A 15,915-nucleotide genomic window follows, 5' to 3' on the forward strand; every position below is an offset into this window, starting at 1 on the left:
CGGTCAGATCTTGCGGATGACCGTGACGACCTTCCCGAGGATCTGCGCGTCATTGCCCGGAATGGGTTCGAACAGCGGATTGTGCGGCATGAGCCAGACATCCTTACCGGTGCGCTTGAACGTCTTCACCGTCGCCTCGCCCTCGATCATCGCGGCCACGATATCGCCGTTATCCGCGACATTCTGCTGGCGCACGACCACCCAGTCGCCATCGCAGATCGCCGCGTCGACCATCGATTCACCGACGACCTTGAGCAGGAACAGCGATCCGTCGCCGACCAGTTCGCGCGGCAGCGGGAAGACATCCTCCACCGCCTGCTCGGCCAGGATCGGGCCACCGGCGGCGATCCGGCCGAGTACGGGCACGAAGGTCGGGACCGGCCTGCCGGTCTCGACATCCTCGGTGGTCGGCAGGCTGGTCACCGCGCGTACCGCCTCGTCGAAACCGCGAACGTCAACGGCGCGTGGGCGATTCGGATCGCGGCGCAGATAGCCCTTGCGCTCGAGGGTGCGCAGCTGATGGGCGACCGACGAGGTGGAGGTGAGTCCGACCGCATCGCCGATCTCGCGAATGCTCGGCGGGTAGCCGCGCTCGCTCACCGAGGTGCGGATGACCTCGAGAACCTTGCGCTGACGCACGGTGAGATCCGCCCCGGTACCGGACGGGTCGGTGCCGACTCCGCTCTCGTCACCCGTGTCGTCTGTGTGGCTCACCGCAACCGCCCTTCTGTACCCATGGAATTTCGTCTACACGAATCTAGTCCGGTCACGCCGATGTATCAAACATCTGTTCGAGGCATGTCGGCGTTTTCTGCTGACTTTGTCGGCGGGGCGTGGTAGAAATCGAACGCAGGTTATTCGAACACTTGATCGAACAGCTACCCCATCGTCTCGCGACATACCTGAGCACCCACCCACACCCCTTCACGGAGGTTTGTCCGATGAGCACAGCGATCAGCGCCCCGAGTGTCGACCTCGAGGATGAGGCCGACATCGATCACGGCTTCGAATCCGTTCCGCGCATGCGGCGCCGGCATCGCGGTGGCGTCCGTGCCCTGAACGCCGCGCGCGCCGCGACGGATCAGCGCCCGCGCGATGGTCGGCCCGGCGGTGTGGTGGCGCCGTATGGCCGCGGGCCGGTTCGAACGCGCGCGCTAGGTCGGGCGCAAGGACCGCATCCGATGGCGCGGGTCGAGCAGGCGCAGGTCGGCTACGCGGTGCTCGCGATGGCCGCACTGTTGAGTGCGCTGGTGGTGACGGCTTTGATCGGGTTGGCGCATTGGCGCGCCGGAACTTTCGGTGGTGAAGCCCCCGCGACGGCGCCCGCCGTGGTCGAGCGGCAGTCGGTTCCGGACGGTGTGGGAGGCGGTGTGCCGCAGTAGGTTGTCGAGAGCCGGTGTGGCGGAGGGGGACCGGTCGATCGGCTACGAAGGGGGCGAGATTGTCGATTGCAACCTAGAACAGGCTGTCGGTCGGCGGGGTAGTTGGGACGTGTGAGACGGTTGGTGGCCCCTCCCGGGTATTCTGGACGCGATATGGACCTATCTGTCTAGACCCCTGTACACGTGCTCGCCGGATCGGGACTGGCGAACCGGAGCCGATTCGGACGCGGGCGCGCGCATCGACGAAGGATCTCTCGGATGCATTGCCCCTACTGCCGACACCCAGACTCACGGGTCGTCGACTCGCGTGAAGCCGAGGAAGGCGCGGCCATCCGCCGCCGGCGTTCCTGCCCGCAGTGTGGGAGACGATTCACCACCGTCGAGACCGCGATCCTATCCGTGGTCAAACGCAGCGGAGTTACCGAACCGTTCAGTCGGGAAAAGGTCATCCGCGGTGTGCGCCGCGCCTGCCAGGGCCGCGAGGTCGCCGAAGACGCCCTGAACCTGCTGGCCCAGCAGGTGGAGGACGCGGTGCGCGCGAAGGGGTCTCCCGAGGTCGCCAGCCACGAGGTCGGCCTGGCCATCCTCGGCCCGCTGCGCGATCTGGACGAGGTCGCCTACCTGCGGTTCGCCTCGGTCTACCGCTCCTTCACCTCGGCCGACGATTTCGAACGCGAAATCGCGGATCTGCGCAAGCATCGCGCGGAAGCGACGGTCGCGACCGGCGCGGACTGATCACCGCGGTCACGGGCAGATGCCCGGTGGGCACGAGCAGCCGAAACTGCCGACCGCCTGCTCGGGGCAGTTGGTGACCGATCCGATGTCGAGCAGCCGAACCAGCAGCCGCGGCAGGTCGCTATCGGCCTGGGTATCGGTGGCTGCGCCGCGGCGGGCATCAGCGCCCGATGGCGGCGATGGCCTTTTCGATGCGCTTGGCGGAGACGGGGTAGGGCGTGCCCAATTTCTGGGCGAAGAGGCTGACGCGGAATTCCTCGATCATCCACCAGATTTCGGTGACATCGTGGGCGTGCCTACGGGTTTCGGACAGGGCATTGACGAGGCGGTCGTAGGCGGCGAGGGCGCGGTCGATTTCGACCATGCCCTGGCGGTCGCGGATCGCGGATCCGGGTAGCGACTCCAGCCGGATGCGGGCGGCGTCCAGGTAGCGGGGGACATCGCGCAGCCGAGTGCTGCCCCATTCCGAGATGAAACCGGGGAAGATCAGGTCGTCGAGTTGGTGGCGGATATCCTCGGCGATATCGGGTTCGGAAGTATCGGCGAGTGCGGACGAAACCTGGTGCGCTCCGGCCAGCACCGGCACCACCAGCCGCACGATATGGGCCACGGCGGATACGAAGTCCGGCCGGATCTTCGCGACCAGAGCGTCGAACTGATTCGGACTGCGCACCGGTCCACCGGCGGCGGCGATCAGTTCGTCCGCGGCGGCGGCACGACAGTCCTCGATGAGCGCGTCGAGCGAACCGTACGGATTCTGGCTCAGCGCAAGCCGATCTCGTGGTGGCAGACTCGCAGTGACGGTGCGGACCGAGGTGGGAATCGCGCCGAGCACCAGCGCACGCGTGCCCGCTCGCATGGCGGCGGCCTGCTCAGCGGGGGAGTTCAGGACGCGCACCGCGACACCTGCACCCTCGGGGACCAGCGCGGGATAGCCGGTGACCGTCTGTCCGGCCACCTCGCTGCGCACCGTCGACTCGACCGTTCCCAGCGATTCCGAGGTCCACACGGTGGCGGGGGCGCGCTCCGCCCCCGCCGTAGCGCGGGCGACCGAGGCCGAAACCTGTTCGGAAAGATGGGTTTTCAACTGCATGAGGTTCTTCCCGCGCGCCAGCGCCTGGCCGCGGGTATCGATCGCGGCGAAGGTCATGCGCAGATGGTCCGGTAGTGCGGCGGGGTCGAGATCGCTCGGCGCGATGGTGACCGCACCGAGTCGCGACAATTCCCTGGCCAAGCCGGTACGCAGCGGTTCGGCGCGCGGTGTGAGTGCGGCGAGGGCGGCCGCGGCGAAGTCCGGTGCCGGTACGACCGTGCGGCGAAGGGCCTTGGGCAGTGTCTTGATCAGCGCGGTCGCCAACTCGTCGCGCATACCGGGCACCAGCCAGTCGAAGCCGACGGCGCGCACATGCGCCAGTTGCTCGACCGGGATCCGCACGGTGACACCGTCATCGTCATTGCCGGGCTCGAATTGGTAGGTGAGCGGAAAGCTCAACTCACCCTGGCGCCAGGCGTCCGGGAAGTCGGCCGGGTCGAGCGCCGCCGCGGCTTCGTTGACTACCGTATCCGTCGAGAAATCCAGCAGCGCGGGATTTTTACGCTTCGCCGTGCGCCACCAGCCGTCGAAGTGCCGCACCGAAACGATATCGGCCGGTATGCGCTGGTCGTAGAACTCGAACAGCACCTCGTCATCGACGAGGATGTCGCGGCGGCGGGCGCGGTGCTCCAGATCGGCGACATCGTCGAGGAGTTCGCGATTGCGGTGGAAGAACTCGTGGCGGGTCTGCCACTCACCCTGGACGAGGGCATGCCGGATGAACAGTTCGCGCGAAAATTCCGGATCGATCCGGCCGTAATCCACAGCGCGGTTCACCACCAGCGGCACACCGTATAACGTGACCCGCTCGTAGGCGCGCGCCGCGCCGCGCTTGGCCGACCAATGCGGTTCGGAGTAGGTGCGTTTGGCCAGATCCCCGGCCAGGCGTTCGGCCCACTCCGGCTCCACCCGTGCCGCCATCCGGCCCCAGAGCCGGGAGGTTTCGACGAGTTCGGCCGCCATCACCCAGCGGGGTGGCTTCTTCGCCAGCGAGGATCCGGGGAAGATCATGAATTTGGCATTGCGGGCACCGAGGAATTCGCGGGTCTCGGCCTCACGGACACCGATGTGGGAGAGCATACCTGCCAGCAATGCCTGGTGGATGGCCGTCGAATTCCATGGGGCGCCATCATTTTCGGGTGTCTCGGCGGCCTGTGGTTTCGAAGCGGCAGCGTCGGCCCGGCCGCGGCGGTTCGTTCTCGTGCGAGACCGGTCCGTGTCCCGCCGCTGTCCACTGTCCGAGTCGCCGCCATCGCCGCCGGATCGCATACGGCGCGAACCACTTTCGGCGCCATCCGAACCGTCGCCGTGCGCTGACCACCCGAGGCCTCGGGTGATCGTCCGTAACTGCCCGTGTAGGTCCTGCCACTCCCGGATCCGCAGATAGTGCAGGAACTCGTCACGGCACATGCGCCGGAACTGATTGGACGACAGTGACTTCCGCTGCTCGGTCAGGTACTCCCACAACCGCAGATATGCCAGGAAATCCGAGCCCTCGACCACAAAGCGGGAGTGCTTGGTGTCGGCGGCCTGCTGATGGTCCGCGGGACGTTCGCGTACATCCTGAATGGACAGCGCCGCGACGATGATCAGCACATCCGCGAGCACACCGTCGCGATGGGCCTCGACCAGCATGCGCGCCATTCGCGGATCCACCGGTAGCTGAGCCATTTCGCGCCCGGTCGCAGTGAGCGTCAGCGCCGCATCGGACACCGGCTGCGCCGGTATCCGTTCCTCCGCGGCGCTCCGGCTGGTACTCGCCTCGACCTTCGTCGTCGAATCGGCCTGCTGCCGAACCGATTTCGCGGATGCGCGTGGGGCGAGCGCGCCCAATTCCTCCAGCAGCGCGATACCGTCACGAATGGCCCTGCGGTCGGGTGCCTCCACGAACGGGAACTTCTCGATATCGCCGAGCCCCAGCGCGGTCATCTGCAGGATGACGGCGGCCAGATTGGTCCGCAGGATTTCCGGTTCGGTGAACGCGGGCCGGGATTCGAAATCTTGCTCGGAATACAGGCGGATGCAGATGCCGTCGGCCACGCGGCCACAGCGTCCCGCGCGCTGGCGCGCCGAGGCCTGCGAGACCTCTTCGATGGGAAGGCGCTGCACCTTGGTGCGCATCGAATAGCGGGAGATGCGCGCGGTGCCGGGATCGATGACGTAGCGGATGCCGGGGACGGTCAGCGAGGTCTCGGCGACATTGGTGGCCAGCACAACTCGTCGTCCTGGATGTGGGGCGAATACGCGATGCTGTTCGGCCGCGGACAGACGGGCGTAGAGCGGCAGGATCTCGGTGCGGGGAAGCTGTAAGTCGCGCAACGCGTCCGCGGTGTCGCGGATCTCGCGCTCGCCGGAGAGGAAGACCAGCACGTCACCGTCGCCGTCGGCGAAGAGTTCGCGTACCGCGTCACCGATGGCGTCGACCGGGTCGCGGTCCACGATCCGGGTGTCCTCGTCGTCGTCATCGCTGGCGCCGGGTAGTTCCAGCGATAGTGGCCGGTACCGGATTTCGACCGGATAGGAACGGCCGGACACCTCGACAATCGGTGCGGCAGTATCGGATTCGTCGGTATTCGGAGCATCGGTCGGCGTCGCGAAGTGGCGTGCGAACAACTCCGGATCGATCGTCGCCGAGGTGATGATCACCTTGAGATCTGGTCGGCGCGGCAGCAATTGCTTCAGGTAACCGAGCAGGAAGTCGATATTGAGGCTGCGTTCGTGCGCTTCGTCGATGATGATCGTGTCGTAGCGGCGCAGCAGCCGGTCGCGCTGGATTTCGGCGAGCAGGATGCCGTCGGTCATCAGCTTGACGAGCGTGCGATCGGAGGCCTGATCGGTGAAACGCACGGTGTAGCCGACGACATCACCCAGCTCGGTGCCCAATTCCTCCGCGATACGCTCGGCGACGGTGCGCGCGGCCAGCCGCCGGGGCTGGGTGTGCCCGATGGTGCCGCGAATGCCTCGGCCGAGTTCCAGGCAGATCTTGGGAATCTGGGTGGTCTTGCCGGATCCGGTCTCGCCCGCAACGATGACGACCTGGTTCTCCATGATCGCCTTGGCGATCTCCTCGCGGCGCGCGGAGACCGGTAGCTGTTCCGGATAGCGGATTTCGGGTACTGCCGCACGGCGGGCCTCGACGCGCTGCTCGGCCGCCGCGATCTCGGCCGTGATGTCGGTGAGATCGCCGCCGCGGGCCCGGTCCAGGTTGCGGCGCAACCGGTGTTCATCGCGGAGGGTTACGGCGGCCAGGCGGGTCCGAAGCTCGCGGAGATTCGCGTCGGCTGTCCTGGTCATTGCGTTCACCAGGGTAGCGAAACCGGTGCGTCGAATCCGAGTCGGGCGTGGGCATCCGGTGCGCACACCGGCGACACCGCGCTGCTCGCGCGGGCTCGGTCCACCGCTCGCGGCGGTCCTGATGTGGGAAGATCCGATGCTGACAGGCGGTGCCGCGCCCCTGTGGATCCGCATCCCGCGCTTCGCCGCGATCGCGGATATGCAGTGTGCGCGGTCGTGCAGTCGGCTTCGAAGGATCGCTCGTCGGGGAGACAAGCGGGATCCGGCGGCGCGCGGTCTACCGCTGGGACGAACAGGGGTGGGTGGGTTACGTCGCGCGTCGGATCATGCCTATCGTGATGGTCGCGAATCGGGCAACGGCTGGTGCGGTGCGGACGACGTGATGGAGTTGTCGAGGTAGAGGTGGTTGATATGGGTGCGCTATGGCACGGGTTCGCCGATATGGGTGCCGTCGAACGCGATGGTGCCTTCGTCGTGGCGCGTGGCGACGGTGCTTACGTCTATGACCAGGCGGGTACCAGGTATCTGGACGCGACGGCCGGTCTGTGGTTCACCAATGTCGGGCACGGTCGCGCGGAGATCGCCGATGCGGTCGCCGCGCAGCTGCGTACGGTCGCGCACTATTCGAACTTCGGTGATTTCGCCGAACCCGCCACCCAGGAATTGGCGGAGAAGTTGGCGAGCATCGCCCCGGTGCCCGACAGTAAGATCTTCTTCACCTCCGGCGGCTCGGACTCGGTGGACACCGCGGCGAAACTCGCCCGCCGCTACTGGCATGAGCTGGGGCATCCGGATAAGACGATTGTCGTCGGACGTCAGCGCGCGTATCACGGAATGCATATCGCAGGAACGGCTTTGGCGGGTATCCCGGGCAACCGGGAGGGCTATGGCGAGTTGATGTCCGATGCCCGCACCGTCGCATGGGACGATGCGAAGGCGTTGCTGGCGCTCATCGAGGAGATCGGCGCGCAGCGCATCGCCGCCTTCTTCTGCGAACCCATTATCGGCGCGGGCGGGGTGTACCTGCCGCCAGAGGGCTACCTGGCCGAGGTACGGCGCATCTGCCGCGACCACGACATCCTCTTCGTGATCGACGAGGTCGTCACCGGATTCGGCCGCATCGGCGGATCGTGGTTCGCCGCAAGCCGCTTCGACCTCCAACCCGATCTCATGACCACTGCCAAGGGCCTGACCTCCGGCTACGTCCCGATGGGCGCGGTCTTCATCGCCCCCCACATCGCCGCCCCCTTCTTCAGCGGGGGCGTTTGGTGGCGGCACGGCTACACCTACGGCGGCCACGCCGGAGCCGCCGCCGCAGCCCTCGCCAACCTCGCCATTGTCGAACGCGAGGGCTTACTCGACGAGGCGAAGCGCCTGGAATCCACCCTGCACGACAAACTCGCCTCGCTCGCGGACCACCCGCGAGTGGCCGAGGTCCGCAGCGGTCTCGGCGCGGTCGCCGCGATCCAGCTCGCCGATCCTTCCGAGGGGCTACCGTTCGTGAAAACCTTACGGGAGCACGGCATCTCAGGACGTGCGGCGGGCCAGGGCGCAATGCAGATCTCGCCGTCGTTCGTGATGACCGACGACCAGGTGGACGAACTCGTCGAGGGATTCACCCGCGCTCTGGGCTGAGCCCTAGTCGATCTTGGCCATCACATGCTTGACGCGGGTGTAGTCCTCCAGCCCGTACATCGACAGGTCCTTACCGTGTCCGGAAGACTTGAACCCGCCATGCGGCATCTCGGCGATCAGCGCGGTGTGGGTGTTGATCCACACGCAGCCGAAGTCGAGCGCGGCCGATACGCGCAGCGCCCTCGACACATCCTTGGTCCACAACGAGGACGCCAGCCCGTACTCGACGCCATTGGCCCACCGGATCGCGTCGTCTTCGTCGGTGAACGACTGCACGGTGATCACCGGGCCGAAGATCTCGCGCCGGCTCAGCCGGTCTTGCTGGAGCAGTCCGCCGATGACCGTCGGCTCGACGTAGTATCCGCGCTCGCCCTGTCGGTGCCCGCCGACCACGACCGAAGCGTGATCGGGCACATCATCGAGGAAGCCGAGCACCCGCTGTAGCTGTTCGGCGTTGTTGACCGGTGGCACCCAGGCGTCTTCGTCATCGGTGGCTTTACCGAATGTCGTTGTGGCACTGTCTGCCTGCTCGGCCAGCGCTGCGGTCAAATCATCGGCCACCGACGCGTGACCGAGCACCCGGGTGGCCGCCGTGCAATCCTGTCCGGCGTTGAAATAACCCGAGGCCGCGATGCCCTTGGCGGCGGCAGCGATATCGGCGTCGGGGAACACGATTACCGGCGCTTTACCGCCCAACTCCAGATGCGTGCGCTTCGGGTGGGCGCCGGCCGACTCCGCGACCGCACGGCCCGCCGCCACCGAACCGGTGATCGACACCATCCGCGGGGTCGGATGCGCCACCACCGCCGCACCGGTCACCCGGTCACCGGTCACCACATTGAGCACGCCTGGCGGCAGGTGTTCGGCGGCCAGTTCGGCCAGCATCACCGTTGTCACCGGGGTGGTGTCGCTCGGCTTGATCACCACGGTATTGCCCGCCGCGATCGCGGGAACGAATTTCCAGATTGCCATCATCATCGGGTAATTCCATGGCGTCACCTGCCCGATGACGCCGATCGGCTCCCGGCGGATCCAGGATGTGTGGCCCGCCAGATATTCGCAGGCCGACTTGCCCTCGAGTACCCGTGCCGCCCCCGCGAAGAATCGGGTCTGGTCCAGCATCTGTGGGATCTCCGCGGCCGAGGTGACGTGGTTCGGTTTGCCGGTGTTGCGACCCTCGGCCGCGACAAGCGCGTCGGCGGCCGTCTCCAACTCGTCGGCGAAATCCAACAGCGCCTTCTGGCGGTGCGCGGGCGTCGTGCGCTTCCAGTCCTCGAACGCCCTGGCCGCGGCTGCGTACGCATTGTCGATGTCTTGTTCGTTGGACGCCGAGGCGGTGCCGTATTGATCACCGGTGGCAGGGTCGACGAGCGTCGTCCTCGCGCCACCGACCGAGTCGACGAGCTTGCCGTCGATGAAGTTCTGGACCACTGTCATGCTGCCTCCTCGGTCGCGCTGCCGAGTCGACAATTCTCGCGCGTGGACCGTTCGGCCGACTCGGCATCTTTTCGCCGTCGCCTCTACCTGTTCATCAAGATTTCGATGTTATCGACACCGAATGGAATGAGCTTACGCCTTTATTACTGCTGAGTACGACGCATTCGCAGCCATAATTATCGGCGGTGAAAACCATTGTTTCGCCTTCTATTGCAAAGAATTTCGGCTCGCTCAAATTTTTCATGAAACCGCGCCACGTTACGCCGTACCGGTGCCGGCCGCACCGGCCGCGACCACCTGATTGCGTTGCCGTGGTTCGGCGCGCACTGGTCCGCGTGGCTGATCCTGCTGGCGGCGGGTGCTACCCCGGTCCGTACCGCACGGCGACGCCGAGAAGACCACCTGCACCTCGATATTCGCCATGGTGGCGCCCAGCGTGCCAGTGACGGCGGACCCGGCTCGACAGTATGCGTGTCCGGGAACTCGGCGCTGGCGGCTCGTTCATCACCACAGCCTGAACTTGCAGTTTCTGAAAAATTGCAGTTTGTGCTACTTTGGCGGACGTGTCCAAAGATGCGCGCCCGATCGGGTTGCGAGAGCAGAAGAAGCGTCAGACCGAGTTCGATCTCTGTCTTGCCGCGCGACGGCTTGCGGTCGAGCGCGGGCTGGATGCGACGACCGTCGAGGACATCGCGAGAGCGGTCGGGGTCTCGCCCCGCACGTTTTTCAATTACTACGAGACGAAAATGGCCGCGATAGTGGGGCCGATCAGCGAGATCGGCACACCGGAGCTGCGCCAACGGTTCATCGCGGGCGGGCCCAGCGGTGCGCTGATGGACGATCTCACCTGGTTGTTCGCGCACGGCTTCGAATCCGAAAGCGCGGTGCGCGAGGGCATCGCGCTGGTTACCGAGGTCATCAGGACCGAGCCACGGGTGCTTGCGGCCTTCGTCGCCTCCGGCGCCCGCTTGGACAGCGTGATCTCCGACCTGCTCTCGGCTCGGCTCGGCACTGCGGTCTCGCCCGACTTCGCCGGTCTGGCAGCGGGATTCATGACAACCATCACCACGCGGGCGGCGATGTCCTCGGCCGAGGATCCGGCCGTATCGCTGGCGGCGGCAGTACACGAACACTGTGCGATGGCCGCGCGGTTGTTCGAACAGCATGACGGCAAGAAAGGCAGACGCACCAGATGACCATCACGGCTGAATCGCCACCCGAGCCGATTGTCCTGACCCAGAAGCGGATCTGGCTCATCTTCGGCGCGCTGATCGCGGGGATGTTCCTGGCCAGCCTGGACCAGACCATCGTCGGCACCGCGATGCCGACCATTGTCGGCGATCTCGGCGGCATCTCCCATATGGCTTGGACTGCAACGTCATATCTGCTCGCGACCACCATCATGATGCCGATCTACGGCAAGTTCGGTGATTTGTTCGGACGGCGCTGGCCATTCCTGTTCGCCATCACGATCTTCACGGTGGCCTCCATCGGCGCCGCGGCGTCGACGAGCTTCTGGGAGTTCATCACCTTCCGCGGCCTGCAGGGCGTCGGCGGCGGTGGTCTGATGATTCTGGCGCAGGCGATCATCGCCGATGTGGTGCCGGCCAAGGATCGCGGCAAATATATGGCCCCGATGGGCGCGGTCTTCGGCATCACCTCGGTCGCGGGTCCGCTGCTCGGCGGCTTCTTCGCCGATCACCTGGGCTGGCGCTGGTGCTTCTGGGTCAATGTGCCGATCGGCATCGCCGCACTGTTCATCGCCTTGCGCTACCTGAGCATCCCGAGCCACCGGCCCAAGACCCGGCCCGACTATCTCGGTGTGGTGTTGATGTCGGCCGCGACCACGCTGCTGATCCTGATCACCGACTGGGGCGGTAAGCAATACGCTTGGGGCTCAACGGTTATGGTCACCATGATCGCGGCGTTCGTCGTGGTGGTCGCGGCCTTCGTCCTCGTGGAGGCGCGCGCCGAGGAGCCGATGCTGCCGCTGTGGTTGTTCCGCAACCGCACCTTCGTGCTGACCTCCGCGATCGGCTTCCTGGTCGGCCTGGTGATGTTCGCCGCCCTGGCCTTCATCCCGACCTATCTGCAAATGGCAACGGGCGCTTCGGCTTCGGTGTCGGGCCTGCTGCTGATTCCGATGATGGTCGGCCTGATGATCGCGTTGGTCGCTTCGATGACGATGGTCACCAAAACCGGCCGCTACAAGGTCTATCCACCCCTCGGCGCGGTTTTGATGTTCGCGGACATGCTGTGGTTGACCCGCCTGGATGCGGACACCCCGATGTGGGTGGTCTCCGCCATGCTGTTCGTCATGGGTGCGGGCCTCGGCCTGATCATGCAGATCATCGTGCTGGTCGTCCAGAACGCCGTGGCCCCCGACCAAATCGGCACCGCGACCAGTGCCAACAACTACTTCCGGGAAATGGGCGGCGCACTGGGCGTAGCGATTTTCGGCTCCATCTTCACCAACCGTTTGACCGAGGGGCTCACCGATGTCTTCGGCGCCCACGGTCCCGAAGCCGCGGCCGCCGGACTGGATCCGGGTGGGTTGGTGCCCTCGGTGGTCAAGCATCTACCCGATGGCCTGCACGATGGCATTGTCGGCGCGTATGTCGATGCCTTGGTTCCGGGCTTCTGGTACCTGATCCCCGGCGTGGTAATCGCCTTCGTACTCGCCCTGTTCATTCCCCATATGAAACTCGCCGATGAGGCGGGCATGGTCGCTCGCGGTGAGGCGGTCATGGCGGAAGACGCGGATCCGCAGCTCGTCGGCGAACGCTGAGGCGGCGGATATGTCGAAGGGCCCGGGCGGAATCCGCTCGGGCCCTTGACGTGCGCAAATCCGGTGTCAGCGGACGACTTCGACGACGTCACCGGGATTGAGGTAGCGGTAGGTCGCTTCGGCGCCGTCGGGAGTCATTCGGATGCACCCGTGCGACTGCTCCTCGATGGGGCCGATATGGGTGGCGATATCGCCATTGAAGAAGACCGCCCACTTCATCGGCGCGTTGTGCATGGTGCTCCAGAAGTCTTCGCGCTTGAAGGCGACCTTGAAGACGCCGGGTGGTGTCTCGTATCCGGGCCGCCCGTGCGAGATCGGGGTCGGGCCGTAGGTGACCCTGCCGTTGTCCATGAGCCATGCCTCGTTTGTCGACAGCCGCATGCACATCCGCGCGGCTTCGCCGCATGGTGCGGATACCGGAGCCGGTGGAATGATCGCCGGTATGCCGATATCCGGCCCACCGGGCCACAACGGTTCGGCCTGTGCCGTGCCCGCCATCAGCAGTCCTGCGGAAACGGCACCGACCAGCATTGCGGATCTGACCGAACAGTTTCGAAAACGCTTGTTGTTCTTCACGCTTGTGACCCCTCCAACCTGTGCGGGCACCCTGAGCATGGATCGCCAGGATGATGATGGGACCAACTTCGTCGCGACAAGCATAGAACCGGCGCGATTGAAAGTGATCATTTCCGCATTCGACTTCGATGTCCGGGTAACTGGACCGGTGTCGCATAAGGGACGAGTCCGGCGGCATAGACTCCACCGAAAGGAAAGGATCCCCGCGCACATTGCCGGGGTCCCAAGTACCCTCGGAGTGTCGAAATATGACGCGACAGATTGGTTTCCGTAATCAAGGGGGAACGGTGGACGCGCTGAAGCTCGACCCGGCGGCGATGGCCGCCTACACCACGATCGCGAATACAGTGTCGCAACAGCTGGCCTCGGCGTCGGCGGTCGTGAGTGGCGCGGTCGATCCCGAGCGGCTGGTCGCCGACCTCGGTCAGGTCGGTGCCGGATTCGTGGCCCGGTTCACCGAGAAGGTGAACGAACACGTGCAGGCGCTCTCGACCGCAGGGCAACTCGTCGCCGCCTACGGGCAGGTGCTGCGCGACTACAGCGCCGACATGCGGGGCATCGATGTCGATTCCGCGGGCGCGCTCGCCCGGCAAGGAGAGGCACTGCCATGAGACGACTGCTTCGACGTCGGCCCGTGAACAACGCCTCCGATACTCCCGCGAGTACACCGGTCGATCCCGACATGGATCCGCCGATCGTGGCGGCGCTGGTCGAACCGATGCTGCGATTGCGTGCCTCACTCGGCAGTGGTGTCGCGACGCCGGACCCGTCCGTCGTCAACGCGTTGTCCGCAGCGTCTACGCAGGCGGCCGATACCGAGGGCCCGCACCGCGAGGGGCTGCACGCCCTCGAATCGACCTGGACCTCCCGCGCCGCCGACGATGCCGTCCCGGCACTACGTACCACGCAAACTCAGATCGGTGATATCACCGACCGCGGACCCGAGTACCTGTCGGTGCTCGGCGCTGCCCATGCCACCAGCGCCCGCGCCGCGCAGAAGGTGGACCAGATCATCGCGGATTTCCGCCGCGACGCCAAGCAGATCATGAGCACCGCGAGCGCGTCCTCGGATACCGACGCGGTGATCGCACGGGCCACCCAGGCGCTGCGCGACGCGGTCACCGCGGTCAGCACGGCCCAGTCGGAGATGGACGGCCACACCGCGCGGCTGGATGCGATGGGACCACTCACCGTCAGCACGCCGCAGGGTATCGGCACCGCCCAGCCGACGGTCGTGCCCGGCACGACGAACGACACGACCACCGCGGGCGTGACGACGACGCCACTGGATCCGGTGCAGGCGGCCCAGCTCCAGTTGCAGCAGTATCTGATCAACGCGGGTGTCTCGGTCGGCACCGCCGCGATCGACGCCGGGGTCAATATCGGCACCCACCTGATCGACAAGATCGCCGAAGTCGGCACACATGCCATGGATACCGTGGCCGCGTCCGCGGATAAGGCCATCGACAAGGCGATTCCCGAACTCATCCATCCGGGCAGCACCACGAATTCTCCTACCGGTGGTGACAGCGCGAGCAAGTCCTCGAACATCATCGACTTCGGCGGCGGATCGGCACCGTCGTCCAAGCCCGCGCCGAGTACTGGGACCAACTCGGTGATTCCGCCGAATATGGGCGGTTCGGCGGTGACGAAACCCGCGCCCGCGCCGACCCCGGCGCCACAGGCACCAGCCGCCGGCACGGATACGCCGCCGCCGCGTCCGTCCGGGCCGGAACCGGCGAATCAGCCCGGCACCGCCGGTGGTCTGGCATTGCCGCCGTCGTCGCAATCGGATGAGGACCGCCGACCGCGCGATGGCCAACTCGGCGTTACCGTGCCGACCGTATTGGCGACCGTGCCGCCGGCGGTGATCGGCGAGTTCGACGATGACGAGCTCTGATTCCGGTTCTTCGAGCCAGAACCAGGGCAATCCGTTCGACACCGGGCTGCCCATGGTCCGGCCCGCTGCTCCGACTCCGAAGCGGCGCCGGCGTCCGAGCACACGCCGTGGGGCCGGTCAGTACCGGACACCGCTGACCGAGGCGCTCGATCCACCCGAGCGGCCGCGCCGTCCTCGGCCGGCCGGGGATTGGCAGGAGTGGCTCGAACCACGGCGTCCCGCGCCAGCGCCACCGGCGACGGAGCCCAGTCGCGCTCGGACCCGCGCGGTCGCGGCCGAGGTCGAGCTACCGGCGCAGGCCAATACGGTCGTACCGACGATCATCGATCGGTCCGGCGGCAATCCCGGTCCGGCACTGCGGCATCCGCCGCGTCGCCGCGATCCGCAACCGACCGGTGGTGGCAACCGAGTGGTCGCGGTGCTGATCGTGCTCGGTGTGGTGTTGGCGGTGGTCTCGGTGCTGATGTTCGTGTTCGGCGGTTCAGGCAAGCAGAAGCGACCAGCCGCGGCGCCGACGCCGGCGCTCGCCCAGGGGACCGGCGGGCGCGCCCCGGCGACCACGGCACCCGCTGACCAACCCTCCGCGGTCGCCACTGCGGGCTGTGAACAGCGGCGCACCGGTGATGTCATCTCCGGCACCGATCCCGGTGGCACCAGCGATGGGCCCTCGGCGATCCTCGCATTCGAACGCGCCTACTATGTGCAGCGTTCCGGATTCGCCGCGCGCGGGGTAGTCACCAACGATGCGAATGTGCCCACCGCCGACCAGATCCAGCGCGGAATCAACCAGGTACCGATCGGCACCCGCTATTGCGTGCAGATCACTCGCGGGGGCAGCGATGCGGGGGAGGCGCACTGGGAGGTACGGCTGACCCAGCAGCGTCCGGGCGAGCAGCCACAGACCTTCACACAGATCATCACGACGCGGACGGCGGGCAACCGCACGCTGATCACCGCGATCAACGCGGACTGAGTGCTCCCGCAGGCGTCGTGGATCCGCATGGCTGTGCGCGCTGCGGGGCAGCGATACGCGCTGGTTGCGTTGCGTCGGAGGGTGCGCGTCACGAATCGGACC

General features: G+C 66.3%; 13 protein-coding genes. 8 read left to right on the forward strand and 5 right to left on the reverse strand.

Features of this window, described 5'->3' with window-relative positions; translation table 11 throughout:
• Window positions 1–3: 3 nt before the first annotated feature.
• Window positions 4–714 (reverse strand): transcriptional repressor LexA, encoded by a 711-nt coding sequence (gene lexA / locus ACW2Q0_RS19740; protein ID WP_457192210.1) that lies wholly within the window; start codon window positions 712–714, stop codon window positions 4–6.
• A gap of 227 nt (window positions 715–941) precedes the next feature.
• Between lexA and ACW2Q0_RS19745 the strand changes: the two genes are divergently transcribed.
• Window positions 942–1,382 carry a hypothetical protein gene (locus ACW2Q0_RS19745; protein WP_457192212.1) on the forward strand — a complete coding sequence of 147 codons (441 nt, stop codon included), beginning with the start codon at window positions 942–944 and terminating at the stop codon, window positions 1,380–1,382.
• 258 nt (window positions 1,383–1,640) lie between these two features.
• Window positions 1,641–2,117, forward strand: coding sequence for a transcriptional regulator NrdR (gene nrdR, locus ACW2Q0_RS19750; protein ID WP_457192214.1), 477 nt, complete (start codon window positions 1,641–1,643; stop codon window positions 2,115–2,117).
• A gap of 160 nt (window positions 2,118–2,277) precedes the next feature.
• Here nrdR and hrpA read toward each other — a convergent pair whose 3' ends face one another.
• Window positions 2,278–6,504: an ATP-dependent RNA helicase HrpA gene (gene hrpA / locus ACW2Q0_RS19755; RefSeq protein ID WP_457192216.1), complete on the reverse strand. Its 4,227-nt coding sequence runs from the start codon at window positions 6,502–6,504 to the stop codon at window positions 2,278–2,280.
• A gap of 411 nt (window positions 6,505–6,915) precedes the next feature.
• On the opposite strand from hrpA, the gene ACW2Q0_RS19760 reads away from it, so the two are divergent.
• Window positions 6,916–8,139 (forward strand): aminotransferase family protein, encoded by a 1,224-nt coding sequence (locus ACW2Q0_RS19760; RefSeq protein ID WP_457192218.1) that lies wholly within the window; start codon window positions 6,916–6,918, stop codon window positions 8,137–8,139.
• Between the two features lie 3 nt (window positions 8,140–8,142).
• Here the strand turns inward: ACW2Q0_RS19760 and ACW2Q0_RS19765 are convergent, their stop codons facing one another.
• Window positions 8,143–9,576, reverse strand: a complete 1,434-nt coding sequence (locus tag ACW2Q0_RS19765; protein ID WP_457192220.1) for an aminobutyraldehyde dehydrogenase — start codon at window positions 9,574–9,576, stop codon at window positions 8,143–8,145.
• 258 nt (window positions 9,577–9,834) lie between these two features.
• Entirely contained in the window at window positions 9,835–9,999 is a 165-nt protein-coding gene (locus ACW2Q0_RS19770; RefSeq protein ID WP_457192222.1) for a hypothetical protein, read from the reverse strand.
• A gap of 140 nt (window positions 10,000–10,139) precedes the next feature.
• On the opposite strand from ACW2Q0_RS19770, the gene ACW2Q0_RS19775 reads away from it, so the two are divergent.
• Complete coding sequence (locus ACW2Q0_RS19775; protein ID WP_457192224.1) at window positions 10,140–10,772, forward strand: TetR/AcrR family transcriptional regulator; 633 nt, start codon at window positions 10,140–10,142, stop codon at window positions 10,770–10,772.
• Window positions 10,769–12,364, forward strand: a complete 1,596-nt coding sequence (locus ACW2Q0_RS19780; RefSeq protein ID WP_457192226.1) for an MDR family MFS transporter — start codon at window positions 10,769–10,771, stop codon at window positions 12,362–12,364. Before ACW2Q0_RS19775 ends, ACW2Q0_RS19780 begins: the two co-directional genes overlap by 4 nt.
• 66 nt (window positions 12,365–12,430) lie before the next feature.
• On the opposite strand, the gene ACW2Q0_RS19785 is transcribed toward ACW2Q0_RS19780, so the two are convergent.
• On the reverse strand, window positions 12,431–12,940 hold the full coding sequence (locus tag ACW2Q0_RS19785) for a L,D-transpeptidase (protein WP_457192228.1): 510 nt from the start codon (window positions 12,938–12,940) through the stop codon (window positions 12,431–12,433).
• 248 nt (window positions 12,941–13,188) lie between these two features.
• Between ACW2Q0_RS19785 and ACW2Q0_RS19790 the strand changes: the two genes are divergently transcribed.
• The 3 genes from ACW2Q0_RS19790 to ACW2Q0_RS19800 are packed head-to-tail and all read left to right on the forward strand — an operon-like array spanning window position 13,189 to window position 15,813.
• A complete protein-coding gene (locus tag ACW2Q0_RS19790; protein ID WP_457192230.1) occupies window positions 13,189–13,551 on the forward strand; it encodes a hypothetical protein in 363 nt (120 codons plus the stop codon).
• A complete protein-coding gene (locus ACW2Q0_RS19795) occupies window positions 13,548–14,840 on the forward strand; it encodes a hypothetical protein (RefSeq protein ID WP_457192232.1) in 1,293 nt (430 codons plus the stop codon). Before ACW2Q0_RS19790 ends, ACW2Q0_RS19795 begins: the two co-directional genes overlap by 4 nt.
• A complete protein-coding gene (locus tag ACW2Q0_RS19800) occupies window positions 14,827–15,813 on the forward strand; it encodes a hypothetical protein (RefSeq protein WP_457192234.1) in 987 nt (328 codons plus the stop codon). Before ACW2Q0_RS19795 ends, ACW2Q0_RS19800 begins: the two co-directional genes overlap by 14 nt.
• Window positions 15,814–15,915: the final 102 nt, after the last annotated feature.

This window comes from Nocardia citri, from assembly GCF_054065835.1.

Excerpts from the sequence above, each read along its gene's own strand:
- ACW2Q0_RS19745 (WP_457192212.1), top strand. The coding sequence starts at position 942 with ATGAGCACAGCGATCAGCGCCCCGAGTGTCGACCTCGAGGATGAGGCC.
- nrdR (WP_457192214.1), top strand. The coding sequence starts at position 1,641 with ATGCATTGCCCCTACTGCCGACACCCAGACTCACGGGTCGTCGACTCG.
- hrpA (WP_457192216.1), bottom strand. The coding sequence starts at position 6,504 with ATGACCAGGACAGCCGACGCGAATCTCCGCGAGCTTCGGACCCGCCTG.
- ACW2Q0_RS19760 (WP_457192218.1), top strand. The coding sequence starts at position 6,916 with ATGGGTGCGCTATGGCACGGGTTCGCCGATATGGGTGCCGTCGAACGC.
- ACW2Q0_RS19765 (WP_457192220.1), bottom strand. The coding sequence starts at position 9,576 with ATGACAGTGGTCCAGAACTTCATCGACGGCAAGCTCGTCGACTCGGTC.
- ACW2Q0_RS19770 (WP_457192222.1), bottom strand. The coding sequence starts at position 9,999 with ATGGCGAATATCGAGGTGCAGGTGGTCTTCTCGGCGTCGCCGTGCGGT.
- ACW2Q0_RS19780 (WP_457192226.1), top strand. The coding sequence starts at position 10,769 with ATGACCATCACGGCTGAATCGCCACCCGAGCCGATTGTCCTGACCCAG.
- ACW2Q0_RS19790 (WP_457192230.1), top strand. The coding sequence starts at position 13,189 with ATGACGCGACAGATTGGTTTCCGTAATCAAGGGGGAACGGTGGACGCG.
- ACW2Q0_RS19795 (WP_457192232.1), top strand. The coding sequence starts at position 13,548 with ATGAGACGACTGCTTCGACGTCGGCCCGTGAACAACGCCTCCGATACT.
- ACW2Q0_RS19800 (WP_457192234.1), top strand. The coding sequence starts at position 14,827 with ATGACGAGCTCTGATTCCGGTTCTTCGAGCCAGAACCAGGGCAATCCG.